Source organism: Kluyvera sp. 142486 (assembly GCF_046569695.1).
GTDB lineage: Bacteria > Pseudomonadota > Gammaproteobacteria > Enterobacterales > Enterobacteriaceae > Kluyvera.
The window spans coordinates 140,157-166,749 of record NZ_JBKHUI010000005.1 but is presented as its reverse complement, the minus strand read 5'-3'; the positions used below and the strand labels follow the sequence as shown (position 1 = coordinate 166,749).

The 26,593-nt window shown below is 56.3% G+C and carries 21 protein-coding genes; 14 read left to right on the top strand and 7 right to left on the bottom strand.

Annotation, left to right across the window (positions count from 1 at the left end; genetic code table 11):
- The first annotated feature begins 337 nt into the window (after window positions 1-337).
- From fruB to ACLGE8_RS08010, 6 genes are all read left to right on the top strand, one after another.
- The gene (fruB, locus tag ACLGE8_RS08035; RefSeq protein ID WP_410997744.1) at window positions 338-1,468 is read left to right on the top strand and encodes a fused PTS fructose transporter subunit IIA/HPr protein; all 1,131 of its coding nucleotides are present in this window, start codon (window positions 338-340) and stop codon (window positions 1,466-1,468) included.
- Window positions 1,469-2,407, top strand: coding sequence for a 1-phosphofructokinase (fruK, locus tag ACLGE8_RS08030; protein ID WP_185666893.1), 939 nt, complete (start codon window positions 1,469-1,471; stop codon window positions 2,405-2,407).
- A gap of 15 nt (window positions 2,408-2,422) precedes the next feature.
- Complete coding sequence (fruA, locus tag ACLGE8_RS08025; RefSeq protein WP_410997741.1) at window positions 2,423-4,108, top strand: PTS fructose transporter subunit IIBC; 1,686 nt, start codon at window positions 2,423-2,425, stop codon at window positions 4,106-4,108.
- Between the two features lie 285 nt (window positions 4,109-4,393).
- Complete coding sequence (locus ACLGE8_RS08020) at window positions 4,394-5,335, top strand: pseudouridine kinase (protein ID WP_410997739.1); 942 nt, start codon at window positions 4,394-4,396, stop codon at window positions 5,333-5,335.
- Window positions 5,323-6,258 (top strand): pseudouridine-5'-phosphate glycosidase, encoded by a 936-nt coding sequence (locus ACLGE8_RS08015; RefSeq protein WP_410997738.1) that lies wholly within the window; start codon window positions 5,323-5,325, stop codon window positions 6,256-6,258. The genes ACLGE8_RS08020 and ACLGE8_RS08015 overlap by 13 nt, the downstream gene beginning before the upstream one ends.
- 96 nt (window positions 6,259-6,354) lie before the next feature.
- Window positions 6,355-7,605 (top strand): NupC/NupG family nucleoside CNT transporter, encoded by a 1,251-nt coding sequence (locus tag ACLGE8_RS08010; protein WP_410997737.1) that lies wholly within the window; start codon window positions 6,355-6,357, stop codon window positions 7,603-7,605.
- Window positions 7,606-7,630: 25 nt separating this feature from the next.
- Here the strand turns inward: ACLGE8_RS08010 and ACLGE8_RS08005 are convergent, their stop codons facing one another.
- From ACLGE8_RS08005 to ACLGE8_RS07995, 3 genes are all read right to left on the bottom strand, one after another.
- Window positions 7,631-8,725, bottom strand: a complete 1,095-nt coding sequence (locus ACLGE8_RS08005; RefSeq protein WP_410997736.1) for a sugar kinase — start codon at window positions 8,723-8,725, stop codon at window positions 7,631-7,633.
- A gap of 2 nt (window positions 8,726-8,727) precedes the next feature.
- The gene (nfo, locus tag ACLGE8_RS08000) at window positions 8,728-9,585 is read right to left on the bottom strand and encodes a deoxyribonuclease IV (protein WP_410997735.1); all 858 of its coding nucleotides are present in this window, start codon (window positions 9,583-9,585) and stop codon (window positions 8,728-8,730) included.
- A 260-nt stretch (window positions 9,586-9,845) separates the two neighbouring features.
- Window positions 9,846-10,898 carry a YeiH family protein gene (locus ACLGE8_RS07995; protein WP_410997734.1) on the bottom strand — a complete coding sequence of 351 codons (1,053 nt, stop codon included), beginning with the start codon at window positions 10,896-10,898 and terminating at the stop codon, window positions 9,846-9,848.
- Window positions 10,899-11,016: 118 nt separating this feature from the next.
- On the opposite strand from ACLGE8_RS07995, the gene yieE reads away from it, so the two are divergent.
- The 3 genes from yieE to cirA all read left to right on the top strand — a co-directional run bounded on the left by yieE (window position 11,017) and on the right by cirA (window position 15,764).
- Complete coding sequence (gene yieE / locus ACLGE8_RS07990; protein WP_410997733.1) at window positions 11,017-11,883, top strand: DNA-binding transcriptional regulator YeiE; 867 nt, start codon at window positions 11,017-11,019, stop codon at window positions 11,881-11,883.
- Between the two features lie 134 nt (window positions 11,884-12,017).
- A complete protein-coding gene (locus ACLGE8_RS07985; protein ID WP_333497757.1) occupies window positions 12,018-13,487 on the top strand; it encodes an amino acid permease in 1,470 nt (489 codons plus the stop codon).
- A 309-nt stretch (window positions 13,488-13,796) separates the two neighbouring features.
- Window positions 13,797-15,764 (top strand): catecholate siderophore receptor CirA, encoded by a 1,968-nt coding sequence (gene cirA, locus ACLGE8_RS07980; RefSeq protein ID WP_410997732.1) that lies wholly within the window; start codon window positions 13,797-13,799, stop codon window positions 15,762-15,764.
- A 114-nt stretch (window positions 15,765-15,878) separates the two neighbouring features.
- On the opposite strand, the gene ACLGE8_RS07975 is transcribed toward cirA, so the two are convergent.
- Genes ACLGE8_RS07975 through ACLGE8_RS07965 form a run of 3 tightly spaced genes read right to left on the bottom strand, consistent with a single transcriptional unit; the run spans window position 15,879 to window position 20,168 of the window.
- Window positions 15,879-17,069 (bottom strand): glycoside hydrolase family 88 protein, encoded by a 1,191-nt coding sequence (locus ACLGE8_RS07975; protein WP_410997864.1) that lies wholly within the window; start codon window positions 17,067-17,069, stop codon window positions 15,879-15,881.
- A gap of 20 nt (window positions 17,070-17,089) precedes the next feature.
- Entirely contained in the window at window positions 17,090-18,355 is a 1,266-nt protein-coding gene (locus ACLGE8_RS07970) for an oligosaccharide MFS transporter (RefSeq protein WP_410997731.1), read from the bottom strand.
- Between the two features lie 31 nt (window positions 18,356-18,386).
- Entirely contained in the window at window positions 18,387-20,168 is a 1,782-nt protein-coding gene (locus ACLGE8_RS07965; RefSeq protein ID WP_410997729.1) for a DUF2264 domain-containing protein, read from the bottom strand.
- 187 nt (window positions 20,169-20,355) lie between these two features.
- On the opposite strand from ACLGE8_RS07965, the gene ACLGE8_RS07960 reads away from it, so the two are divergent.
- Window positions 20,356-21,225 carry a helix-turn-helix domain-containing protein gene (locus ACLGE8_RS07960; protein WP_410997727.1) on the top strand — a complete coding sequence of 290 codons (870 nt, stop codon included), beginning with the start codon at window positions 20,356-20,358 and terminating at the stop codon, window positions 21,223-21,225.
- Window positions 21,226-21,315: 90 nt separating this feature from the next.
- Here the strand turns inward: ACLGE8_RS07960 and fghA are convergent, their stop codons facing one another.
- Window positions 21,316-22,152, bottom strand: a complete 837-nt coding sequence (gene fghA, locus ACLGE8_RS07955; protein ID WP_410997725.1) for an S-formylglutathione hydrolase — start codon at window positions 22,150-22,152, stop codon at window positions 21,316-21,318.
- 138 nt (window positions 22,153-22,290) lie between these two features.
- On the opposite strand from fghA, the gene ACLGE8_RS07950 reads away from it, so the two are divergent.
- From ACLGE8_RS07950 to galS, 4 genes are all read left to right on the top strand, one after another.
- Window positions 22,291-23,427 (top strand): YbfB/YjiJ family MFS transporter, encoded by a 1,137-nt coding sequence (locus ACLGE8_RS07950; RefSeq protein WP_410997723.1) that lies wholly within the window; start codon window positions 22,291-22,293, stop codon window positions 23,425-23,427.
- Window positions 23,428-23,539: 112 nt separating this feature from the next.
- The gene (gene folE, locus ACLGE8_RS07945; protein ID WP_035893451.1) at window positions 23,540-24,208 is read left to right on the top strand and encodes a GTP cyclohydrolase I FolE; all 669 of its coding nucleotides are present in this window, start codon (window positions 23,540-23,542) and stop codon (window positions 24,206-24,208) included.
- Between the two features lie 21 nt (window positions 24,209-24,229).
- Window positions 24,230-25,387 carry a DUF418 domain-containing protein YeiB gene (gene yeiB / locus ACLGE8_RS07940; protein WP_410997721.1) on the top strand — a complete coding sequence of 386 codons (1,158 nt, stop codon included), beginning with the start codon at window positions 24,230-24,232 and terminating at the stop codon, window positions 25,385-25,387.
- A gap of 156 nt (window positions 25,388-25,543) precedes the next feature.
- Window positions 25,544-26,566 carry an HTH-type transcriptional regulator GalS gene (gene galS / locus ACLGE8_RS07935; protein WP_410997719.1) on the top strand — a complete coding sequence of 341 codons (1,023 nt, stop codon included), beginning with the start codon at window positions 25,544-25,546 and terminating at the stop codon, window positions 26,564-26,566.
- Window positions 26,567-26,593: the final 27 nt, after the last annotated feature.

Sequence of the window (26,593 nt, the reverse complement as noted above, 5' to 3'; positions counted from 1 at the left end):
GAGGCGGGGAGTTTACGCCGCGACTCAGAAAATGAACAGTAACCTAAATCAAATTCGGCACGAAAAAATAAAAGACCGTTTCAAAAAGTAGCTTACGTCTTGCTGAAGCAGTTGTTGGGCCGCCATCAGCGCGTCAGCAGATGTGGCGAGAATGCTAATGAAATGTGCTGTAGATCTAATTTATGCAATCAAGTTGTCAGCAAAACTTGCAGGCTGATTAAGAAAGGCACAATATTATTGAAACGTTTCAGCGTCGTCTTCAGCACCTCACTCGCTAAGCACGACGATTTTTTCTCACCAAAGCTGAATCGATTCAATTCAGCGCGCGAGGGGAACCATGTTCCAGTTAACTGTTCAGGATATACATCCCGGCCAGCAGGCCGCGAATAAAGAAGAGGCTATTCGGCAGGTTGCTGCAGCGCTCGTCAGCGCAGGCAACGTTGCTGACGGTTACGTTGCCGGTATGCTGGCGCGTGAGCAACAAACCTCCACTTTCCTTGGCAACGGCATTGCGATTCCGCACGGCACCACCGATACCCGCGATCAGGTGCTGAAAACCGGTGTTCAGGTTTATCAATTTCCACAGGGCGTCACCTGGGGCGAAGGCCAGACGGCGTACGTCGCCATCGGTATTGCCGCCAGCTCCGATGAGCACCTCGGCCTGCTGCGTCAGCTGACGCATGTGCTGAGCGATGACGCGGTGGCTGAACAGCTGAAAACCGCCACCACCGCGGAAGAGCTGCGTGCGCTGCTGATGGGTGAAAAGCAGAGCGAAGCGCTGAAGCTTGATAACGACACGCTCTCGCTTGACGTGGTCGCCAGTGACCTGGTGACGCTGCAGGCGCTGAACGCCGCACGTCTGAAAGAAGCAGGCGCGGTAGATGCCAACTTTGTGGCGCGCGTGATTAACGAGCAGCCGCTGAACCTGGGCCAGGGTATCTGGCTGAACGACAGCGCGGAAGGCAACCTGCGCAGCGCCATTGCGGTAAGCCGCGCGGCAACGCCATTTGCCGTCGGTGACGCTTCTGCCTCGCTGCTGATCTCCGTCGCCATGGCCGATGCCCAGCCGACCGCGGTGCTGAACCGCCTGGTCAATATTCTGCTGGACAACAAAGCTGAACGTCTGCTGAAAGCCGATGCCGCTACGCTGCTGGCGCTGCTGACCAGTGATGAAGCGCTGGCTGAAGACGTGCTGAATGAAGAATTCGTAGTGCGTAACGAACACGGCCTGCACGCCCGTCCGGGCACCGTGCTGGTGAACACCATTAAACAGTTTAACAGTGACATTACCGTCACCAATCTTGACGGCAGCGGCAAGCCAGCCAACGGGCGTAGCCTGATGAAGGTTGTCGCGCTGGGTGTCAAAAAAGGTCATCGCCTGCGCTTTACCGCACAGGGTGATGATGCTCGTCAGGCGCTGGACGCTATTGGCGAAGCCATTGCTTCAGGCCTCGGGGAGGGCGCATAAATGAGCAGAAGAGTAGCCACAATTACCTTAAACCCGGCCTATGATTTGGTAGGGTTCACGCCAGAAGTTGAGCGTGGTGAAGTGAACCTGGTGCGTACCACCGGGCTGCACGCGGCGGGTAAAGGCATTAACGTGGCCAAAGTGCTGAAGGACTTAGGCATTGACGTCACCGTAGGTGGTTTCCTGGGGAAAGACAACCAAGATGGTTTTCAGCAACTGTTCAGCGAACTGGGTATTGCTAACCGTTTCCAGGTCGTCCAGGGCCGTACCCGTATTAACGTCAAGCTGACGGAAAAAGATGGTGAAGTTACTGACTTCAACTTCTCTGGTTTTGAAGTTACCCCGTCCGACTGGGAGCGTTTCGTCAATGATTCCCTGAGCTGGCTGGGTCAGTTCGACATGGTGTGCGTGAGCGGCAGTTTGCCGGCGGGCGTGAGCCCTGAAGCGTTCACCGACTGGATGACGCGTCTGCGTAGCCAGTGTCCGTGCATTATTTTCGACAGCAGCCGTGAAGCGCTGGTTGCCGGGCTGAAAGCCGCGCCGTGGTTGGTGAAGCCAAACCGTCGCGAGCTGGAAATCTGGGCTGGCCGCAAGCTGCCTGAAATGAAAGATGTGATTGAAGCGGCCCACGCGCTGCGCGAGCAGGGTATCGCTCACGTGGTGATTTCGCTGGGTGCAGAAGGCGCGCTTTGGGTTAACGCCTCCGGCGAATGGATCGCTAAGCCGCCGTCAATGGAAGTGGTAAGCACCGTAGGGGCAGGGGATTCAATGGTTGGCGGTCTGATTTACGGCCTGCTGATGCGTGAGTCTAGCGAGCATACCCTGCGTCTGGCGACCGCCGTTGCTGCGCTGGCGGTAAGCCAGAGCAACGTCGGGATCACCGACCGTACCCAGTTGGCCGCGATGATGGCGCGCGTCGACCTGAAACCTTTTAACTAACAGCGGGAGAGGCGTATGAAAACGCTGCTGATTATCGATGCCAAACTCGGACAGGCTCGCGCTTATATGGCGAAGACCCTGCTGGGTGCGGCGGCGCAGAAAGCGCGCCTGGAGTTCATTGATAACCCGAACGACGCCGATCTGGCGATCGTGCTGGGAACAGCTCTGCCAGCGGATACCGCGTTGGCAGGTAAACAGGTTTACCTTGGCGACATCAACCGTGCAGTTTCCCATCCGGAACTGTTCCTGAGTGAAGCCAAATCCCACGCCCTGCCTTACGAGGCTCCGGCGCAGGCGGAACCGACCGCAAAAGGTGCCGTAAAACGCATTGTAGCGGTCACCGCGTGCCCAACCGGCGTAGCGCACACCTTTATGGCGGCTGAAGCCATTGAAACCGAAGCTAAAAAACGCGGTCTGTGGGTGAAAGTGGAAACCCGTGGCTCCGTGGGGGCCGGTAACGCAATTACGCCAGAAGAAGTCGAGCAGGCGGATCTGGTTATCGTGGCGGCGGATATTGAAGTGGATCTGGCGAAATTCGCCGGTAAGCCAATGTACCGCACCACCACCGGCCTGGCGCTGAAGAAAACCGCGCAGGAACTGGATAAAGCCATGGTAGAGGCGAAGCCGTATCAGCCTTCTGGCCAGAGCAAATCTCCTGCGGATTCCGCGAAAAAAGAGAGCGGCGGCGGGGCGTATCGTCACCTGCTGACCGGCGTTTCTTACATGCTGCCAATGGTGGTGGCGGGTGGGCTGTGTATCGCCCTGTCGTTTGCCTTCGGTATCAAAGCGTTTGAAGTCAAAGGCACGCTGGCGGCGGCGCTGATGCAGATTGGCGGCGGTTCCGCTTTCGCGCTGATGGTGCCGGTACTGGCAGGCTTTATCGCCTTCTCCATTGCTGACCGTCCGGGCCTGACCCCAGGTCTTATCGGCGGTATGCTGGCGGTAAGCGGCGGTTCTGGCTTTATCGGCGGTATCATTGCAGGCTTCCTGGCCGGTTACGTCGCAAAACTTATCAGCACCAAGCTGAAGCTGCCGCCAAGCATGGAAGCGCTGAAGCCAATCCTGATCATCCCGCTGGTCTCCAGCCTGATTGTTGGCCTGGCGATGATCTACCTGATCGGCACCCCGGTTGCGGCGCTGCTGAACTGGCTGACCCACTGGCTGCAAACCATGGGTACCGCGAACGCCGTCCTGCTGGGTGCGATCCTCGGTGCGATGATGTGTACCGACATGGGTGGCCCGGTGAACAAAGCGGCATACGCGTTCGGCGTAGGTCTGCTGAGTACCCAAACCTACGCGCCGATGGCGGCGATTATGGCGGCCGGTATGGTTCCACCGCTGGCAATGGGTATTGCCACGCTGATTGCGCGTAAGAAGTTCGATCAGGGTCAACGTGAAGGCGGTAAAGCGGCGCTGGTTCTGGGCCTGTGCTTTATCTCCGAAGGGGCGATTCCGTTCGCGGCTCGTGACCCAATGCGCGTCCTGCCTTGCTGTATCGTTGGCGGCGCCGTTACCGGTGCTATCTCGATGGCGGTTGGCGCGAAGCTGATGGCACCACACGGTGGTCTGTTCGTCCTGCTGATCCCTGGCGCTATCACACCGGTGCTGGGTTATCTGGTGGCGATCATCGTTGGTACGCTGGTGGCTGGCCTCTCTTACGCGGTGCTGAAACGCCCGGAAGCTGTCGCTAAACAGGCATAATTTTACCTTCATTCGGAAAGGGCAGAGCGATCTCTGCCCTTTTTTTATTTTTCAAATTTGTGCCCTGTCTTTCATTTTTCTCCTCGCTTTCAGTCGTCCGAAATAAAAATCTGTGACTCTCCTCATATCTATTACTTTTCACGTTTGCAGACGAGTTTACTTTATCTAAACCAGGTTTATTATGAACATGTGTTTGATAATAAACATGTGCTCTAATATATTAATTTGCTATCAAAATCGTTAACGAACTCATTTTTATGGCAATTTATTGCCAGAGGACGTGCTATGCGTGAAAAGGAATACATTGTCACTATTGGCTCCGCCAATATGGATGTGGCTGGATATTCGCATGCCTCTTTAAATTATGCGGATTCCAATCCTGGGAAAATTAAATTTACGCCAGGCGGCGTCGGGCGCAACATCGCGCATAATTTAGCACTTCTGGGAAAAGACTCGTGGTTATTAACGGCCGTCGGCGGTGATTTTTATGGTCAATCATTATTAGCCCAGACCAGTCAGCCTGGGGTACACGTTGATAAATGCCTTATCGTTTCTGGGGAAAACACCTCGAGTTATTTATCATTATTGGATAATACCGGCGAAATGCTGGTGGCTATCAACGATATGTGTATTACCGAATATATTTCGGCTGAGTTTCTAGCGCAGCATGCGGATTTTATTTGTGGGGCAAAAGTGATTATTGCCGACTGTAATATCAGCGAAGAAGCGCTGACATGGGTGCTGGAAAATGCCGGGCCCACGCCGGTATTTGTTGACCCAGTTTCAGCCTGGAAGTGCGTCAAAATTCGCGAGCGGTTGGGCAAAATCCATACCCTGAAACCAAACCGTCTGGAAGCCGAAACTTTAAGCGGCATCACGCTCTCAGGGCGGGAGGATGTCGGCAAGGTCGCCGCATGGTTCCATGAGCACGGTCTGAATCGCCTGGTGCTTAGCATGGGAGGGGACGGCGTTTACTACAGCGATATTCACGGCGAACACGGCTGGTCACGACCGCTAAAAACCAACGTTATTAATGTTACCGGGGCCGGTGACGCGATGATGGCGGGGCTGGCTTCCTGCTGGGTTGATGACGTGCCGTTTATTGAGTCTGTCCGATTTGCGCAGGGTTGTTCATCAATGGCGCTGTCCAGTGAATATACCAATAACCCTGATCTTTCTATTGCGAACGTTACATCGTTAGTGGAGAACATAGAATGTCTGAATTAACTCTTTCCTCTGAATTATTACAAATTTCACCAGAAGTCCAGGAAGCCTTAAACAGTAAAAAACCGATTGTTGCACTGGAATCGACCATTATTTCTCACGGCATGCCTTTCCCGCAGAATGCGCAAACGGCGATTGAAGTTGAAGAGACCATTCGCAAACACGGTGCTGTACCTGCAACGATTGCGATTATTGGCGGCGTAATGAAAGTGGGCCTGAGTAAAGAGGAGATCGAATTATTAGGCCGCGAAGGACATAGCGTGACGAAAGTCAGTCGCCGTGATTTACCGTTTGTGGTTGCCGCAGGAAAAAATGGTGCGACCACCGTTGCCTCTACCATGATTATTGCCGCACTGGCCGGTATTAAAGTCTTTGCTACCGGCGGTATTGGCGGTGTTCACCGTGGTGCAGAACATTCATTCGATATTTCCGCCGATTTACAAGAGCTGGCGCATACCAACGTTACGGTTATTTGTGCCGGTGCGAAATCTATTCTCGATCTCGGCTTAACCACTGAATATCTGGAAACCTTTGGCGTGCCGCTGATTGGTTATCAAACCCAGGCGCTGCCCGCATTTTTCTGCCGCACCAGCCCGTTTGAGGTCAGCATTCGCCTCGATAGCGCGAAAGAGATTGCTCGTGCGATGGCGGTGAAATGGCAGGCCGGTCTGAACGGCGGCCTGGTGGTGGCAAACCCTATTCCAGAACAGTTTGCGATGGCGGAAGAAGCAATCAACGCAGCTATCGATAGAGCGGTGAAGGAAGCGGAAGAGCAGGGCGTTGTGGGCAAAGAGAGCACGCCGTTCCTGCTGGCCCGCGTGGCGGAGTTGACCGGTGGCGATAGCCTGAAATCCAACATTCAGCTGGTGTTTAACAATGCGGTGTTGGCTTGTGAAATTGCGAAGGAGTATCAACGCCTCGCATAAACCAACTTCACGGGCAGCGTGCGGTCGCCCGCGAATATCAAACATACCAAAGCCTGGCGTTTACGCCGGGTTTCCTGGCATGAAGGGAACATCATTATGGATATAATGAGAAGTCTTGTGGGTATGGTGGTATTACTGGCCATCGCGTTTTTGCTGTCAGTGAATAAAAAACGTATTAGCCTGCGTACCGTTGGCGCGGCGCTGGTGCTGCAAATTGCGATCGGCGGCATTATGCTCTATTTCCCGCCGGGGAAATGGCTGGTTGAGCAAGCGGCGCTGGGCGTTCACAAGGTGATGTCCTACAGCGATGCGGGTAGCGCCTTTATTTTTGGCTCGCTGGTGGGGCCGAAGATGGATGTGCTGTTTGACGGTGCGGGCTTTATCTTTGCCTTCCGCGTGCTGCCCGCCATTATCTTTGTTACCGCGCTTATCAGCCTGCTTTACTACATTGGGGTGATGGGGTTGCTGATTCGCGTCCTCGGCGGCATTTTCCAGAAAGCGTTGAATATCAGCAAAATTGAGTCCTTTGTGGCCGTGACCACCATTTTCCTCGGGCAAAATGAGATCCCGGCGATCGTAAAACCGTTTATTCATCGCTTGAACCGTAATGAGCTGTTTACCGCAATTTGTAGCGGCATGGCGTCTATCGCGGGGTCGATGATGATTGGCTATGCGGGCATGGGGGTGCCGATTGATTACCTGCTGGCGGCCTCGCTGATGGCTATTCCTGGTGGGATCCTATTTGCCCGTATGCTGAGCCCGGCAACCGAGGCATCAACCGTCACCTTCGAAAACCTGTCATTTACCGACACACCGCCAAAAAGCATCATTGAAGCTGCGGCGAGCGGGGCGATGACCGGCCTGAAAATTGCTGCTGGCGTAGCGACGGTGGTGATGGCTTTTGTCGCCATTATCGCGCTTATTAACGGCATTATCGGCGGTATTGGCGGCTGGTTTGGTTTCGGTCATGCGACGCTGGAAGGGATTTTTGGCTGGGTGCTGGCACCGCTTGCTTGGATCATGGGCGTCGACTGGAGCGACGCGACGCTCGCCGGTAGCCTGATTGGTCAGAAGCTGGCGATCAACGAATTCGTCGCCTATCTCAACTTCTCACCGTACCTGCAGACCGGCGGTACGCTTGACGTGAAGACGATTGCGATTATCTCGTTTGCCCTGTGCGGTTTTGCCAACTTTGGCTCTATCGGGGTGGTGGTCGGGGCATTTTCAGCCATTGCGCCTCAGCGAGCGCCGGAAATTGCCCAGCTCGGGATGCGTGCGCTGGCGGCGGCAACGCTCTCTAACCTGATGAGCGCCACCATCGCCGGGCTATTTATCGGATTGTCATAATTAACGCAACCGTAAAGCCCAGGCGTTATGCCTGGGCGTTTTGCAGTAAGTAGATTGCGTTGTCAGCGGAGAGGGTAGGGTTATTGATGCTGACGCTGGCGCGCGACAGCGCAGCGCAGGCCATGGCGAAATTCGCGCGGTCGCGAAACTCGCTTCCTTCCAGAAAACCGTAAATCAGCCCCGCCATAAAGCCATCATCGGCACCGAAGCTATCGACAACGGTGTGCGCAGGCGGCGTCAGAACGAACTGCTCGCCATCTTTCTCGCTGCAGAAAACCGACTCATCTTCCAGACAGACAAAAATATGCTGAACGCCCTGCTGATGCAGCGCATTGACGGCCTGAATGCGATCGGCAGCGGAAACAATAGGCTGGCCCCACAGAATCTCCAGCTCTTTCTGCGTCGGTTTCAGGGTATGAATACGTGAGAACCAGGTCTTGATTTTAGCCGCTTTAAACTCGGATACGGTATCAACGAACACCGGAATATCATCGGCAATGGTAAAGACCCACTCAATGGCTTCCGGTGTCAGGTTACAGTCAGCCAGCACTACGCCCGCGTGGCGAATCAGCTCTCGCGAACCGTTCAATAGCTGTGGCGTGAGCTGTTCAAGGATATGGGTATCGTTAATGGCCAGCACCGTCTCTTCCTGCTGATTAGCAATGGAGAGATAGGTGGCGGTGCTATGCCCGTGCAGGCGAATACAACTGGAGATATTCACCCCGGCCTGGCGGGTCTGTTCCAGCAGCGTTTCGCCGTAAAAATCACTGCCGACCGCCGAGATAAGATGCACATCGCGGCCCAGTAACGCCAGGTTGTGGGCTATGTTGCGCCCCACGCCGCCGGCTGAACAACGGATGTTACCCGGGTTAGAGGCGGCCTGCGGGTAGTGAATATCTGCAATACCGCGAATATCCATATTGATGGCACCCACCGCCACGCAGTACTCCTGCTCGGTGAGGATATAGCCTTTACCTTTGATCATTCCTTTGCGCATCAGATCCATAATATGCGCCGCCACGCGAGAGCGGCTGATCTGCAAAATATCGGCAATCTCGTTTTGCTGAATCAGCGGATTGCGGCGCAGGATCTTGAGTATCTGCTTTTCCCTATCGTTCATGATTAGGCTTCCACCGTTTCCTGCTGTTGCGCCTTCAGCCAGGCAATCTCTTCACCCCAGATATCCGGGTTGGTCGTTTCCAGCACCAGCGGGATACCGTCAAAGCGGTTGTCCTGCATGATGAAGCGGAACGCATCGTGGCCGATGTTGCCGAGGCCCAGACTCTGGTGACGGTCAACGCGGCTGGCGAACTCGCTTTTGGCGTCGTTGAGGTGCATGCCGCGCAGATACTGGAAGCCGACAATGCGTTCGAATTCAGCAAAGGTTTCCGCGCAGGCTTCGGTGGTACGCAGGTCGTAGCCCGCGGCGAACGCGTGGCAGGTATCGATGCAGACGCCGACGCGGGACTTATCTTCTACGCCGTCAATAATGGCCGCCAGGTGCTCGAACTTAAAGCCGAGGTTGCTGCCCTGACCGGCCGTGTTCTCAATCACCGCCGTGACGCCTTCGGTCTGGGCCAGCGCGATGTTGATGGATTCGGCAATGCGCGCCAGGCACTTGTCTTCGTCAATTTGCAGCAGGTGGCTGCCCGGGTGGAAGTTCAGCAACGTCAGCCCCAGCTGCTGGCAGCGTGCCAGTTCGTCGATAAAGGCTTCGCGGGATTTCTCCAGCGCCTCCTCAACCGGGTGGCCAAGGTTAATCAGGTAGCTGTCGTGAGGAAGAATTTGTGCCGGGGTGTAGTGATATTTTTCACAGGCGGCTTTGAAGTCGTCGATAACCTCGGTGGTTAACGGCGCGGCACGCCACTGGCGCTGATTTTTGGTGAACAGGGCGAATGCGGTCGCTTCGATTTCCGCAGCCCGAATTGCGGCGTTTGCCAGGCCGCCCGCGGCGCTGACGTGCGCTCCGATGTATTTCATAATTGGTTCCCTAAATAGTTCGAGTTGCAGGAAGGCGGCAAGAGAGAGACAAATTCGTCAGGAACGAATTTGACCAGCCAAAGGCTGACCTCTGGTGAGGGACATGGATGTCCCTCATTAATCCCCGGGAGCGTACTTCAGTACGTGACTGGGGTGAACGAGCGCGGCCAACGCGCCTGCAACTTGAAATATGACGGGAAAAACCCGCCATACTCAAAAGGGGAGAGTATAGCGGGTTCGGGGGGGTTAGTCGTTGTCGATTATGCCATCACGCTATGGATAGCGTAGTTAATCGCACCGCCGCCAACAATCAGCCAGATGAACAGCACCAGCGCCATCATCAACGGTTTGGCACCGGCTTTTTTCAGTGCGCTAACGTGAGTGGTCACACCCAGTGCCGCCATTGCCATGGCCAGCATAATGGTGTCCAGCGTAATCAGCATTTGCACCACGCTGTTTGGCAGCAGGTGGAACGAGTTAAAGATAGTGACCACGATAAACATGATGGCAAACCATGGGATCGTGATTTTGCTTTTCTCGGTCGCACCAGCCGGAGCCAGTTGTTTAACGCGAGCCGCCATAAACAGCAAGAACGGGGCCAGCATCATCACGCGCAGCATTTTCGCAATCACCGCCGCGTTTTCCGTTTCTGGCGTTACTGCATGACCAGCCGCCACAACCTGCGCCACTTCGTGCATGGTGGAACCGATGTAAATTCCGTAGGTTTCAGGCGTAAACCAGTGCGCCAGCAGCGGGTACATAGCTGGGTAGATGAAGATAGCCAGCGTACCGAAGATAACCACGGTCGCTACCGCAACGGTCACTTTGCTTGCCTCGGCTTTTACTACGGGTTCGGTTGCCAGTACCGCCGCCGCGCCGCAGATGCTGCTACCTGCACCAATCAGCCAGCTGGTGTGTTTATCGAGGCCAAACACTTTCTGCCCGAGCCAGCAGGCCATCATAAAGGTGCTGCAAAGCGTCAGGGCGTCGATAACAATCCCGCTCACGCCCACGTCTGCAATCTGGGAAAAGGTCAGGCGGAAGCCGTAAAGAATGATCCCCAGACGCAGTAAATGCTGCTTGGCGAACAGTACGCCGCCGTCGCAGGACTGCCAGAGTTTCGGGTAAATCGTGTTACCAATGACCATCCCGAACAGGATGGCCAGCGTCAGTGCGCTCATGCCAACGCCTGCAACGGCCGGGATATTGCCGATCCAGACTGCGGCGCCGGTAATCACGGCGGTCAGCGCAAGACCTGGGATAAAATGTTTGATACCGCGATGATGATGCGTTTCTAAGGTGACCTGTGTCATAGCCTTCTCCTTTGTCTGGCTAAAAGAGTACGCCTCGCTGGTTTAAAGATAAAATTGATTATATATTTATAATTAATCGTAATAACTGGTAAGGGCGGCCCGGACGGGCTGAAGCGCTATGCATATCACGCTGCGGCAGTTAGAAGTTTTTGCAGAGGTACTGAAAAGTGGCTCAACCACCCAGGCATCGCAGATGCTGGCACTGTCGCAGTCGGCGGTCAGCGCGGCGCTCACCGATCTGGAAGGCCAACTCGGCGTTCAGCTTTTTGACCGCGTCGGTAAACGGCTGGTGGTGAACGAGCACGGACGTCTGCTCTACCCACGCGCGCTGGCGCTGCTGGAACAGGCCGGAGAGATAGAACAGCTGTTTCGCGAAGATAACGGGGCGATTCGTGTCTATGCCAGTAGCACCATCGGCAACTATATTCTGCCGGGCATTATCGCTCGCTATCGCAAAGACTTTCCTGCGCTGCCGCTGGAACTGAGCGTGGGCAACAGTCAGGATGTAATTAACGCGGTGGCGGACTTCCGTGTCGATATCGGCCTTATCGAAGGCCCATGCCACTCGGCGGATATTATTGCCGAGCCGTGGCTCGACGATGAGCTGGTGGTGTTCTCCGCGCCGAACAGCGCCTGGCTGCTGGGGGAGGTGACGCTCGAAAAGCTGGCGATGGCGCCGTGGATCCTGCGTGAGAAGGGGTCAGGCACGCGGGAGATCGTCGATTATCTGCTGCTCTCGCATCTGCCGCAATTCCAGATGGGCATGGAGCTTGGCAACTCGGAAGCGATTAAACACGCGGTGCGCCACGACCTCGGCATTAGCTGCCTGTCGCGGCGGGTCATTGTCGAACAGCTTGACGCCGGGACGCTGGTGGAAGTGGCGATCCCGCTGCCAACGCTTAGCCGCACGCTGTGGCGCATCCATCATCGGCAAAAGCACCTCTCCAACGCCCTCAAGCGTTTTCTGCACTACTGCGATATCTAAAATCGCCATCGGATGCTTTACTTATAATAAGAGAGCGATCATGAAGCTCTCTTATAACTGCGCATTTCTACCGTGATATGCCGGAATCGTCTGTTACAATCGCGCCTCATTTTTTGGATGGATAGCATTTTCACATGGGTTCCGAAACAAAAACCACACAAGCGCCCGCGTTACGTCGCGAACTCAAGGCGCGTCACCTGACGATGATCGCCATTGGCGGCTCCATTGGTACGGGTCTGTTTGTTGCGTCCGGCGCAACCATTTCTCAGGCGGGCCCGGGCGGCGCGCTGTTTTCCTACATTCTGATTGGCCTGATGGTGTACTTCCTGATGACCAGTCTTGGCGAGCTGGCAGCCTATATGCCGGTATCCGGTTCTTTTGCCACCTATGGCCAGAACTATGTGGAAGAGGGCTTCGGCTTCGCGCTGGGCTGGAACTACTGGTACAACTGGGCGGTGACGATTGCCGTCGACCTGGTCGCCGCACAGCTGGTGATGAGCTGGTGGTTCCCGGATACCCCAGGCTGGATCTGGAGTGCGCTGTTCCTGTGCGTTATCTTCCTGCTGAACTACATCTCGGTTAAGGGCTTTGGCGAAGCGGAATACTGGTTCTCGCTCATCAAAGTTGCGACCGTTATCATCTTTATTATCGTCGGCATCATGATGATCCTCGGCATCTTCAAAGGCGCGCAGCCGGTGGGCTGGAGCAACTGGACAACCGGCGACGCGCCGTTCGCCGGTGGGTTATCAGCGATGATTGGCGTGGCGATGATCGTCGGCTTCTCCTTCCAGGGCACCGAACTTATCGGTATTGCAGCGGGCGAATCTGAAGATCCAGAGAAGAACATTCCACGCGCGGTTCGTCAGGTGTTCTGGCGTATTCTGCTGTTCTATGTGTTCGCGATCCTTATTATCAGCCTGATCATCCCTTACACCGACCCAAGCCTGCTGCGTAACGACGTAAAAGATATCTCCGTCAGCCCGTTCACGCTGGTGTTTGAACACGCGGGTCTGCTCTCTGCGGCGGCGATTATGAACGCGGTTATCCTGACGGCGGTGCTGTCGGCGGGTAACTCCGGGATGTACGCTTCTACCCGTATGCTCTACACCCTGGCCTGTGACGGCAAAGCGCCGCGCATCTTCTCGAAGCTCTCTCGTGGCGGCGTGCCGCGTAACGCGCTGTATGCAACAACGGTGATTGCCGGCCTGTGCTTCCTGACCTCTATGTTTGGCAACCAGACCGTCTACCTGTGGCTGCTGAACACCTCCGGGATGACCGGCTTTATCGCCTGGCTGGGGATTGCGATTAGCCATTATCGTTTCCGTCGCGGCTATGTGATGCAGGGTCATGATCTGAACAATCTGCCGTACCGTTCCGGGTTCTTCCCGCTGGGGCCAATCTTCGCTTTCGTACTGTGCCTGATTATTACCCTGGGCCAGAACTACGAAGCCTTCCTGGCCGATACCATCGACTGGGGCGGCGTAGCGGCAACCTATATCGGTATTCCGCTGTTCCTGGTTATCTGGTTCGGCTATAAGCTGACCCGCGGTACGCACTTCGTGAGCTATAGCGAAATGCACTTCCCGGAACGCTTTAAGAAATAATCAGCCGTTCGGTATAATGTGAAAACCTCTCTCCGGAGAGGTTTTTTTATGCCTGCCGTCTATAAAACAGACGCAAATAGTTACTTCTTGACATAACTTTAAATAAACTTAATTGATAATCATTATCATTACGTTTATTATCACGCCTAGTATAAATGGATGAAGCCACTTCCACTCCTGATGGATAAAACCTGGAGGGACTAGCCACATCTGCATAAAACAACAGGCCGCCGGTCAGCGGCATTGCAGCAGCGTTTGTGAGTAAGACCTCTTTGTTTTAATTCAGTATTCACCTCATGGAGATTGGAAATGTTCAGGTTAAACCCCTTGGTTCGGGGCGGGCTTTGTGCGTCCGTAATGTCCCTCGCGCTGCCGGTCAGCGCAGCCGATGATAAAGACGTGATGGTCGTGACGGCGGCTGCCACCGAGCAAAGCGTCAAGGATGCACCCGCCAGTATCAGCGTGATCACCCAGGAAGATTTGCAGCGAAAACCGGTGCAGAATCTGAAGGATGTGCTGAAAGAAGTTCCAGGCGTGCAGCTCACCAACGAAGGGGATAACCGTCAGGGCGTAAGTATTCGCGGCCTGGACAGCAGCTATACCCTGATTCTTATCGATGGCAAGCGCGTCAACTCGCGTAACGTCGTCTTCCGCCACAACGATTTTGACCTTAACTGGATCCCGGTTGACGCTATCGAGCGTATAGAAGTGGTGCGCGGGCCGATGTCTTCGCTGTACGGCTCCGATGCGCTGGGTGGCGTGGTCAACATCATCACCAAAAAGATTGGCGCCAAATGGACCGGCACCGTCACGGCCGACACCACCATTCAGGAACACCGCGACCGTGGCGACACCTGGAACGGCCAGTTCTATACCGCCGGCCCGCTGGTGGATGGCGTACTTGGCATGAAAGCCTTCGGTAGTCTGGCAAAGCGCGAGAAAGACGATCAGCAACCCTCCAGCACCAGCGCGACCGGCGAGAGCCCACGTATTGAAGGCTTCACCAGCCGCGATGCCAACGTTGAGTTTGCATGGACGCCAAACGAGAGCAACGATATCACCGCAGGCTATGGCTTCGACCGCCAGGACCGCGACTCCGACTCGCTCGACCGTAACCGCGTTGAACGTCAGAACTACTCGTTAAGCCACAATGGCCGCTGGGAGCTGGGCAACAGCGAGCTTAAGTATTACGGCGAGAAGGTGGTGAATAAGAACCCGGGTAACGCCAGTGAAATCACCTCTGAAAGCAATACTATCGACGGCAAATATGTGCTGCCGCTGGGGGCGATTAATCAACTGGTGACCTTAGGTGGCGAATGGCGTCACGACAAGCTGAGCGACCCGGTTAACCTGACGCGCGGCACCAGCAGCGAAACCTCAGCCAGCCAGTACGCGCTGTTCCTGGAAGACGAATGGCGCATCTTCGAACCGCTGGCGCTGACCACCGGCATCCGTATGGACGATCACCAGACCTATGGCGACCACTGGAGCCCGCGTGCGTATCTGGTCTATAACGCGACCGATACCGTGACGGTGAAAGGGGGCTGGGCCACGGCGTTTAAAGCGCCTTCGCTGCTGCAGCTGAGCCCGGACTGGGCCACCAACTCCTGTCGCGGCGGCTGCCGAATTGTCGGTAGCCCGGACTTGAAGCCGGAAACCAGCGAGAGCTATGAAATTGGCCTCTACTATCAAGGGGAAGAGGGCTGGCTGGAGGGCGTGCAGGCGAACGTGACCACCTTCCAGAACGATATCGACGACATGATTAACATCAGCCGTACGCGCGATAAAAACGCTGCGCCGGGCTACCCGAACTTTGTTGGCTTCGATAACGGCGTGCCGGTGTTTGCCTACTATAACGTCAATAAAGCCCGTATTCGCGGCGTGGAGTCCGAGCTGAAGGTGCCGTTTGGTGACGACTGGAAGGTGACGCTGAATTATACCTATAACGATGGGCGAGACCTGAGCAACGGCGGTGATAAGCCGCTGCAGGAGCTGCCGTTCCACACCGGTAACGGGCGCGTGGACTGGAGCCCGATTCAGGACTGGACGTTCTACCTGGCGGGAAGCTACACCGGTAAGCAGCGTGCCACTTCGGCAACCTCGAAAACGCCGGGCGGCTATACCACCTGGGATATCGGCGGGGCATGGCAGGCGACCAAAGACGTTAAGCTGCGCGCGGGCGTGCTTAACGTAGGCGATAAAGATCTGAATCGTGATAACTACAGCTATAACGAAGACGGCCGTCGCTACTTTATGGCGGTGGATTACCGCTTCTAAGCCTGTGCGGACCCCGGCGGCGCTTACGCTTGGCCGGGCTACATACTCACCCGGGCGAGCAAAGCGACCCCGGGAATTGCAGGCCCGATAAGCGCAACGCCATCGGGCCTTTTATTACCAGTAACTCTGCCAGTTCTGCGTCGCGCGCACCATCGCTTCCATCAGGAAGTAATCCCCCCAGCTACAGCACTCGTCCACGCCAATCCCGCCTTTAAAGTAATAGACCGAATGCTTAAGCAGCCCCTGACCCGGCGTATGCTCGCGGTTAATGTAACCGTCGATCATGCTGCCAATCATCCGCAGCGCCAGGGTTTCATAGCTCTCGCGATCCGGATGGGGGACTGGCAGATGCTTAACCAGCTCCAGCAGGGCGCAGGCCACAATCGCCGCCGCCGAACTGTCGCGTTCGCTGGCAGGATCGGTCAGCGCCAGATCCCAATAGCAGATGAGATCCTCCGGCAGCCGGTTCAGGTAGTAATTTGCCAGCGTCTGGCTCAGCGCCAGCAGGCGCTCATCCCCAGTGTGCAGGTAGTTCAGCAGGAAACCGTACACGCCCCACGCCTGGCCGCGCGCCCAGCACGAATCGTCGGAGAAGCCCTGATGGGTGTTGCCAAAGCGCGGCTCGCCGGTTTCCACGTCCATATACCAGGTATGGAAGGTCGAACCGTCTTCACGCACGATATGGCGACGCGCCCGCTCAATGTGCTGCTTCGCCGCCTCGGCGTAGCGCGGGTTGCCGCTGGCGGCGCTGGCTTCATACAGCAGCGGCAGATTCATATTGCAGTCAATTATCATGCGGCCCTGCTGCTCAGGGTTATTCAGCTCGCCCCATGCCTGAATGATCCCGGCCTTCTCGTTGTAGCGCTCCATCAGCGCCTCGGCGGCGAGCAGGGCGATGTAGCCCGCTTCACGGTTGCCGGTCAGGCGTTCGCCCGCCACGCAGGAGAGGCTATAAAGGAAGCCCAGATCGTGATGGTTGGTGTGGTCGCGGTTAATAATCCGCTGGCCGAAGGAGTGGATATGCTGCTCCGCCAGCGTGCGGTAGCGCTCAAGCCCCGTCCACTCATAGGCCAGCCACAGCTGCCCGGTCCAGAAGCTGGTGGTCCATTCAACGTTATCAATAATCGGATAGACCCCGTTTTTACAGGCCGCGTCCGGGAAGCGGGTGCCGAAATAGTCGGCGTTGTCATCAATCGCCTTCAGCAGCGCGGGCATCGCCCCGCGAATTTTACGACCAATTTCTTCACGTTCGCCCGGTTTCAGGGTGTGTGAGGCGAGCGGTTCTTTTCTGATCTGTTCAGACATCATGCTGGCATATTCCCGTTTTAATTCAGCGCTTGCTGCTTGATTTCCTGTTCTACAGCGCTTTTTTTATGGCTGTAGCAGGTCGATAAGGTGAGGGCGGAGACGCCGGTGAACACCAGGGCGATAATGCCCATGATGAGATAGGTGTGCTCGAAGCCGATGGTTTGATAGGCATAACCCGCCGGTGGCGCGACGACGATAGAGCCGACGTAGATCATCGCCTGGTAGCCCAGCAGGTACATGGTGGCGTTAACGCGTTTGTCGAAATGTTCGGCAATGTATTTGAAGACCGACACCAGAATCAGGGCAATCTCAATACCGTAGAGCGGCTTGACGAGGCAGATAATCAGCGGGTCGTTAGTCATGCCGGAGATAATCAGGCGCAGGCTGATAACCAGCCCGGTGAGCAGCATGCCCTGTTTGGCACCGATGCGGTTGATAATCGCCGGTACCAGCATCATGCCGAAGAATTCAGCGGCGGACTGCGCGGTGCTCATATAGCCGAACATCGCGTTGCCTTCCTCTTTGGTGGAGAAGAAGGTGACGAAGTAGCGTGAGAACTGCTGCTCGGCGATAAACATCATCCAGGCCACGCCTGCAATATAGAGCGCAGACATCCAGAACTTGCGGTTTTTCAGCAGGTTCAGCACGTCGGTAATGACGATTTTCTCTTTCGATAAAACGTTATTCTCTTCTTTGCCGAAATGATCCACCTTGAGCGTCAGCAGCACGGCAAACATGCATAGGGCTGACACGCTGCTGATGGCGAAGTTGATTTTTGGCGAGATGTTATAGAGGAAGCCGGAGAAAGAGGAAGCGGTCGCCCAGCCGAGCGCCGCCCACATGCGAATGCGGCCAAACTCCATGTTATACAGGCGGCTGAAGCGGTCGACGTAGGACTCTTCCGCCGCCACGCCTGCGTACCAGCCGAGGCTAAAGAACAGCGCGCCGACAATCATGCCGGTGATAAAATGCGTTTGCAGCAGCGGCAGGTAGATCCAGATATAGAACGGTGCCATCAGCGCCGAGACGATGCAGACAAAATAGAGCAGATGCTTCTTCATGCCGATTTTGTCCATGATGTAGCCATACACCGGCTTAATCACCACCGCGAACACACCGTTCACCGCGAAGACGGTGCCGATATCCACGGCATCGAGCCCCGCTTTATCGCCAAGCCAGATGGCGTACAGGCCGAAGCTTGCCGCCCAGGTAAAGGTAAACAGAAAAACAAAGAGACTGAGTTTTATATACGCCGAACGTGTCGACTGAATCATCGTGGTCATTGCGGTCTCCGCCGTTATCCAGAGGTCAGGGTTATCTTATGGTGAGCGTCAGGTCGTTCACGGTTAACTGCTGTGTCGTAACATCAAAATGCAATGGCCCCGGCAGCACACGCATCTCGCCCGGGTCGGCGCTGACATAACAGGCGAGCCAGTGAGTTCCGGCGCTAAGCTGTGCGCGCAGGCAGGGAATAGTGGCCGGTGCGGCGTACAGTAAATTGCTGTTCGGCGGCGTGGTGACGGTGAACGGTTGACGGCTGTCGGTCAGGCTCACTATCCGGCTGTAGTGGTGTGTGGTTTCAAGGCTGACGCCATTTTTGGTGATGGTCTGGCGCGTTTGCTGGTGGCGATTAGCGGCAAACCCGCCTTCAACGCACTCCAGCTTTCGCGGCGTGTGTACGCGGTGCACGCGCACGTGGCCTTCCGGCAGCGCAACCAGCCAGGTGCTGACGGTCACATCAGCCCACGGACGCCACTCGCTGCGTACCCAGTCATCCGTTACCTCAGCGCTGTCGCACTCGCGGCGGCCGCGATAGTAGTCATCGCCGTTGCTGAACAGCAGCATGGAATCCACCGCCGCATGGTTCAGGCCAAAGCGCCCGCGCTCCAGGGTAAAACCAAACTGGCTGGAGTAGGCGAATTTGCAGTACTTCTGCTCGAAGTTGACGAAGTTGTTTTTGTCGAACTGACCGGACATCAGCATCCACGCGTGACGCTGTTCATCGCTGTGGACGATGATTTGCCCGGCTTCGGGAACAGGGTGAACGACATCCAGCGTCGGCAGCGGTTCGCAGGCGGCCTGCCAGAAGGCGCTCTCTTCCGGCAGCGCCAGAATCAGCATCGCTTTCAGCGCCCAGTAGGGGGAGCCGGGGCTGTTGTAGTCCTCGGCCATAATCAGGTTTGGATAGCTGTAGCCGATGGTGAACAGGCCGTCGGCGCCGATAAACGGCTTATCGAGCCAACTCTCAAGGTGGCGCAAAATCAGCCCCTTCACTATGCCCGGGGTAAAGACCTCCAGTTCGGTAAAGGCGACCGCGCTCCAGAACGCGACCTGCACAAAGCGGTAGGTCAGGCTGCGGCCAAACGGAATACCTTCGCCGTTAGCGGCAAAATAATAGGCGTAATCTTTGGCGAACTGCTGGGCGCGCTGGCGATAGCGCAGGCAGCGCTCGGGGTCGACATCCTGCATAAAGTGGCTGTAGATCAGGCCATAAAAATGGAAGGCGCTGGAGATGTAATAGTCGCGCGGTTTGCCCGCGCCGTCGCTGTACCAGCCGTTGCCGAGCAAGAAGGGCTCAATGGCATCAAGATGACGATTGATGACCGCCATGTCGTAGGGGCGTCCGACGCATTTCAGCCCCAGTTGGATAAGCACCGGGAAGAAGTGCCAGTTATTGTCCGGCACCGCAACGTCTGCACTTTGGCTGAGCCAATGGGCGAGGTTATCCTGCTCTTCGGCCGAGAGTGACGACCACAGCTTACCGTTAGGCAGCGCGAGGCCAAGGCCAAAGGCCGCCATTTCCACGCAGCGCTGGTCGTTGTCGCCGACATTGCCCCAGTAGCCAGGGTGCTGCGGGTTGCTGCCGTTACGCACCCCGGTGACGAACGCGTCGTGCCACGCTGGTACGGTACCACCGCTCACCAGCGGAAACAGGCCCCACATCAGACGAACAAAACCCTCCATTCCGGCGACGTCGTCCGGGTATTGCGCGGCGGTATCGCCCGCATGAAGTCGCGTGCCGTCCGCTGATAAACGGGGAACTGCCGCCGCTATCCAACCCTCGACTAATGCACCGTATTCTTGTTTCGTCCGCATGATGAAATCCCGTTTCAGTTTGTTGATGGCGGACGAATAATAGGAATTTGGCGCGGTCGGCAAATGTGATTGTGCTCTTACTTTTAAGCATGAAGGGTAATTAAAAATAATTTTATGGCGTAATTTGGCGTAAAAGTTTTATTCCGATGATGAAAGTTTAAGTTTATTAACATGCGGAGCTGGCGCAGTGGCACATTCACAACCAACGGAAGACACCACCTATCTCGAACAGATTCATCTCAACGATAAATCTATCTATTTCAACCGGATGCAGAATCTTCCCGCCAACTATTACCACTGGCACCAGTGCGCGGAGATCCTTTCCGTTTCACGGGGAGTGGGTATCGCGCTGATGGAACATCAGCAATATACGGTGAAGCCGGGGCGGCTGTTTATTTTCCCGCCGGGCAAGCTGCACAAGGTCTACGTCGAGCAAAGCGAGCGTAACCTCTATCACCGCACCACGCTGCACTTTAACCCGTCGTTGATTGAGCCCTGGCTGCGGGATTTTCCCCGTCAGCAGATGCTGCTACGCCATCTCTGCGGGCGCGGTGAAAAGGCGAGGGTATTTGACGTTGGCGACCTGCAGCCGGTGATTGAAACGCTGTTACAGCGCTTTGAAACCCTAACGCATGAAGAGAACTGGAGCACCAGCGACAGCGCGTTTTTGATTATGCAGCTGATTAGCTTGCTGCCGCAGCAGGAGCAGGCTGTGGGGCATAACACTTTCTCGTCGACGATTATCCGCTGGCTGGAGAATCACTATCATGAACGCTGTTCGTTAGAGGAGATTGCTGCCGTGATGGGCTGCTCGCGCGGGCATACTTCGCGGCGATTTCATGATGAAACCGGCGGGACGATTCAGGAATATTTGATGATGCGGCGCATTCGTCAGGCCTGCGAGCTGTTGCTGCACTCACAGCATTCGGTACGGGAGATTGCCGAAAGGGTCGGCTTTACCGAATACGCGTGGTTTATTACCTGTTTTCGCAAGAATATGGGGAAAACGCCGTTGCAGTATCGCAAGGCGTATCCGTACACGTTGCCAGAAATGTAAGCGATGTGATGGGTGATTGTCTGTAGGCCTGATAAGCGCAGCGCCATCAGGCAGGCATTGCCGGATGGCGACACAAGCGCCTTATCCGGCCTACTTGAAGAGGTGTTCTGCGTGGAAGCGCAGGTGATCTTCAATAAACGTGGCAATAAAGTAATAGCTATGGTCGTAACCCGGCTGAATACGCAGGGTGAGCGGCCAGTCTTTCTGCCGCGCTGCCTCGGCGAATACCGCGGGCTGGAGCTGGTCGGCGAGGAACTGGTCGTTATCGCCCTGGTCGATCAGCATCGGGATAGCATGTTCCGCCTGGCTTGCCAGCAGCAGCTCGGTGCTGTCCCATTCCTTCCAGCGAGCAATATCATCGCCCAGATAGGCACTAAAGGCTTTCTGTCCCCACGGCACCCGGCTTGGGTTGACGATCGGCGCGAAGGCCGACGCGCTGCAATATTTGCCCGGATTTTTCAGCGCTAGCATTAGCGCACCGTGGCCGCCCATGGAGTGGCCGCTAATCGCGCTGCGTGCGCTCACGTTAAACTGCGCCTGAATCAGCGCCGGGAGCTCATTGCACAGATAATCATACATCCGATAGTGCGCGGCCCATGGGGATTCGGTGGCGTTCAGGTAGAAGCCTGCGCCCTGGCCGAGATCGTAGCCAGCATCGTTGGCAACACCCTCGCCGCGCGGGCTGGTATCGGGCATCACCAGCACAATGCCCAGCTCGGCGGCAACCCGCTGTGCCCCGGCTTTGGTGGTGAAGTTCTCATCGTTACAGGTCAGGCCGGACAGCCAGTACAGCACCGGTGGCGGCGTTTTTTTCCCTTCCGGAGGCAAAAACAGACTAAAGGTCATCGTGCAATTTAGCGTGGCAGAATGGTGCTGCCAGCGCTGCTGCCAGCCGCCATAACAGCGGTGCTCTTCAAGCATTTCCATGCGGGCTCCTCGCGGTTTTGGTCAAAATATATCAGTCCATCATACAGATAATTCATCGGCGGTGAGTAACTTTCACTTCCGCATAACATCCACATGTTGCATCATAAAGATAACTTTACATTTACATCCGGGGCGTTCATGCCGGTACGTATTGCGCTAAGTGGGTTTCTGGTACTGGTAGTGGCGATGGGGATAGGGCGTTTCGCGTTTACCCCGCAGGTGCCGCTGATGATCGGCGAAGGCGAGCTGACGCTGACCAGCGCCGGGCTGGTCGCCGCGCTGAACTATCTGGGGTATCTGGTGGGGGCGTGGGACGCTATGCGCGCCCATCGCGGTGTGGAAATGCGCCTTTATGCCGGGATTGTGGGTGCCGTTGCGCTGACCTTTTTCTCGGCGCTGGCGGATAACGCCTGGCTGCACGGCGCGCTGCGTTTTGTCATTGGCTGTATGAGCGGCTGGGCGATGGTGCTGACGGCGGCATGGGTTAACGAACGGCTGGCACACTACGCCAGGCCTGGCCTCAGCGCGGCGGTATTTGCCGGGCCGGGCGCGGGTATTGCGTTAAGCGGTTTGCTCGGCGTGTTTATCCATGCGCAGTCGCTGAGCGCGGCGGCGGGCTGGCAGCTGTATGGCGTGCTGGCGCTGCTGCTGGTGGCGCTGATTGGCCGCTGGCTGCCGCGTCCGGGTGAATTGCACCGCAGCGGCGAAAAGCCCGAGCCGCTGACCTTAACCACCAATCTGAAACGGCTGGTGTGGAGCTATAGCCTGGCAGGCTTCGGCTACATTCTTCCTGCTACCTTTTTATCGCAGATGGCGAGCCATCGCTTTCCCGAGAGCCTGTTTGCGCAGTTTATCTGGCCGATTTTCGGTCTGGCGAGCGTTACGGGGATTGGCCTGAGTATCGCCATGCGTGGGGTGGGTCACGCGCATCAGCGTCTGGCCGTCGTACTGTGGCTTCAGGGGCTCGGCGTACTGCTGGCCTGGCTGCTGCCGGGGATGAGCGGGCTGGTGTGCGGCGCGCTGCTGGTCGGCGGCGGATTCTTAGCGGCGGTTCAGCTGTCGCTGCTGTATGGCCGAGAACTCGCGCCAAAACATGCGCGCTATATGGCCGGGCTGCTGACCACCGGCTACGCCGTCGGGCAACTGGTGGGGCCGATGACTTCGGCGATATCCACCTGGCTCACCCAACGGCTGGAGCCTGCGCTGGGCATTGCTGCCGTGGCTTTACTGATTGGCGGGGCGCTGGTCTGGCGTCCGCGGGTTGAAAGAGAATAACGATTGCAATAATTATGGCGATGAATACTGGATTCTGTGCGTCGCCTCACGCACAATGAGTGCAAACTTTGCACCGAAAAAGCAAAGCGCCACACCTGCAGGAGAACAAACGATGTCATCACTGAGTAAAGAAGCGGTCCTGGTTCATGAAGCGCTGGTCGCCCGTGGTCTGGAAACGCCGCTGCGCCCATCGGAGCGCGAAATGGATAATGAAACCCGTAAGCGTCTGATCACCGGGCATATGACTGAGATCATGCAGCTGCTGAATCTCGATCTGAGTGATGACAGTCTGATGGAAACGCCGCATCGCATTGCCAAAATGTATGTCGATGAGATTTTCTCCGGGCTTGATTACGCTAACTTCCCGAAAATTACCGTCATTGAAAACAAAATGAAGGTCGACGAAATGGTCACGGTGCGTGATATCACCTTAACCAGCACCTGCGAACACCATTTTGTCACCATCGACGGTAAAGCGACCGTGGCCTATATCCCGAAAGATTCGGTGATCGGCCTGTCGAAAATCAACCGTATCGTGCAGTTCTTCGCCCAGCGCCCGCAGGTGCAGGAGCGTCTGACGCAGCAAATTCTGACTGCGCTGCAAACCCTGCTCGGTACCAACAACGTGGCGGTTTCTATTGACGCGGTGCACTACTGCGTGAAAGCGCGTGGTATTCGTGATGCGACCAGCGCCACCACCACTACCTCGCTGGGCGGCCTGTTCAAGTCCAGCCAGAATACCCGCCAGGAGTTCTTGCGCGCGGTACGTCACCACAATTAATTGATCAACGGAGCAGGGTACATGGAGCGAAACGTCACGCTGGATTTTATTCGTGGCGTAGCCATACTGGGTATCCTGCTGCTGAACATCAGCGCCTTCGGCTTGCCGAAGGCCGCCTATCTAAACCCTGCCTGGTACGGTGAGATCTCCTCTCGCGATGCCTGGACGTGGGCCATTCTTGACCTGTTTGCGCAGGTGAAATTCCTCACCCTGTTTGCGCTGCTGTTTGGCGCGGGCCTTCAGCTATTGCTACCGCGCGGTTCGCGCTGGATCCAAAGTCGTTTGACGCTGCTGGCGCTGCTCGGATTTATCCACGGGTTACTGTTCTGGGACGGTGACATTCTACTGGCCTATTCGCTGGTGGGTCTGGTTTGCTGGCGGCTGGTGCGCGACGCGCGTGAAGTGAAAGCATTATTCAATACCGGCGCGATGCTGTACGTCATTGGCGTGGCCGTACTGCTGTTGCTTGGGCTGATTGCCGACAACGGGCAGAGCCGTTCATGGGTGCCGGATGCTTCAAGTCTGCTCTACGAACATTACTGGAAGCTCAACGGCGGAATGGAAGCCATCAGCAACCGCAGCGATATGCTGTCGGCTAACCTGCTGGCGCTGGGGGCGCAGTACGGCTGGCAGCTGGCGGGCATGATGTTGATGGGCGCGGCGCTGATGCGCTGCGGCTGGCTGAAAGGGCAGTTTAGCCATCGCCACTATCGTCGCTGCGCGGCGGTGTGCATTTCGCTTGGCATGCTGATTAACCTGCCGGCGATTGCCGCCCAGTGGCATCTCGACTGGGACTATCGCTGGTGCGCGTTCCTGCTGCAGGCGCCGCGTGAAATCAGCGCGCCTATCCAGACGCTGGGCTATGCGGCGCTGGCCTATGCTTACTGGCCGCAAATCAGCCGTTCCCGGCTGGCGGCGGCGGTGGTCTGCGTCGGGCGTATGGCGCTCACCAACTATCTCCTGCAAACGCTTATCTGCACCACGCTGTTTTATCACTTCGGCCTGTTTATGGAATTCGATCGCCTGACGCTGCTGGCGTTTGTTGTTCCCATCTGGCTGGTCAACCTCGCATTCTCTGTGCTGTGGCTGCGCTATTTCCGTCAGGGGCCGGTTGAATGGCTGTGGCGGCAGTTGACGGCAAAAGCGTCAGGTGTGTCATTTCGCGGCACATTTAGATAACGATCCAGATCACAACCATTAACAAAATGGATGTAACCGTTTCCAACCCTGTGACCTCACTCACGTAGTTGCCGCAAACTCGCTGCCAGAATAGCGCTCACGCTGGACATAGGGGGTGTAACGTGAACTGCAGCAATATTCAACCGGGCGGTGTGTATGGTCACCATTCGTGATGTCGCCCGCCAGGCGGGCGTCTCCGTTGCCACCGTTTCGCGGGTGCTGAACAACAGCGCGCTGGTCAGCCATGAAACGCGCGACATGGTTATGAAAGCGGTGTCAGCGCTGGGCTATCGCCCGAACGCCAACGCTCAGGCGCTGGCTACGCAGGTCAGCGATACCATTGGCTGCGTGGTGATGGATGTGTCCGACGCCTTTTTTGGCGCCCTGGTCAAAGCGGTGGATACCGTCGCCCAGCAGCATCATAAGTATGTCCTGATCGGCAATAGCTACCACGAAGCAGAAAAAGAGCGTAACGCCATTGAGGTGCTGATTCGTCAGCGCTGTAGCGCGTTAATCGTCCATTCAAAAGCCTTAAGCGATCGTGAACTGAGCGAGTTCATGGCGCAGATGCCCGGTATGGTGCTTATCAACCGCATCGTACCCGACTATGCCCACCGCTGCGTCTGCCTTGATAACGTCAGCGGTGCGCTGATGGGGACGCGGATGCTGCTCAATCATGGTCATCAACGTATAGGTTATCTCGCCTCCAGCCACCGCATTGAAGATGATGATATGCGGCGGGAAGGGTGGGCGCGTGCGCTGCTGGAGCAGGGTATTGTGGCACCCGATAGCTGGGTCGGCACCGGCTCGCCGGATATGCAGGGCGGGGAAGCGGCGATGGTTGAGTTGCTCGGGCGCAATGCCGGGCTGACGGCGGTGTTTGCCTATAACGACAATATGGCCGCCGGGGCGCTTAGTGCGCTTAAAGATAACGGCATTGCGGTGCCACAGCAGGTGTCGGTCATTGGCTTTGATGATATTCCCATCGCCCGCTATACCGACCCGCAGCTCACTACCATCCGCTACCCGATTGTTTCTATGGCAAAACAGGCCACGGAACTGGCGCTGTTAGGGGCGGCAGGAAAGCTCGACGACGAAGCAACGCACTGCTTTATGCCGACCTTAGTTCGCCGCCATTCGGTGGCGCAACGGCAATTTGTGCATCCCATCACGAACTGAATTGTTGACGTTATGTAACCGTTTTCA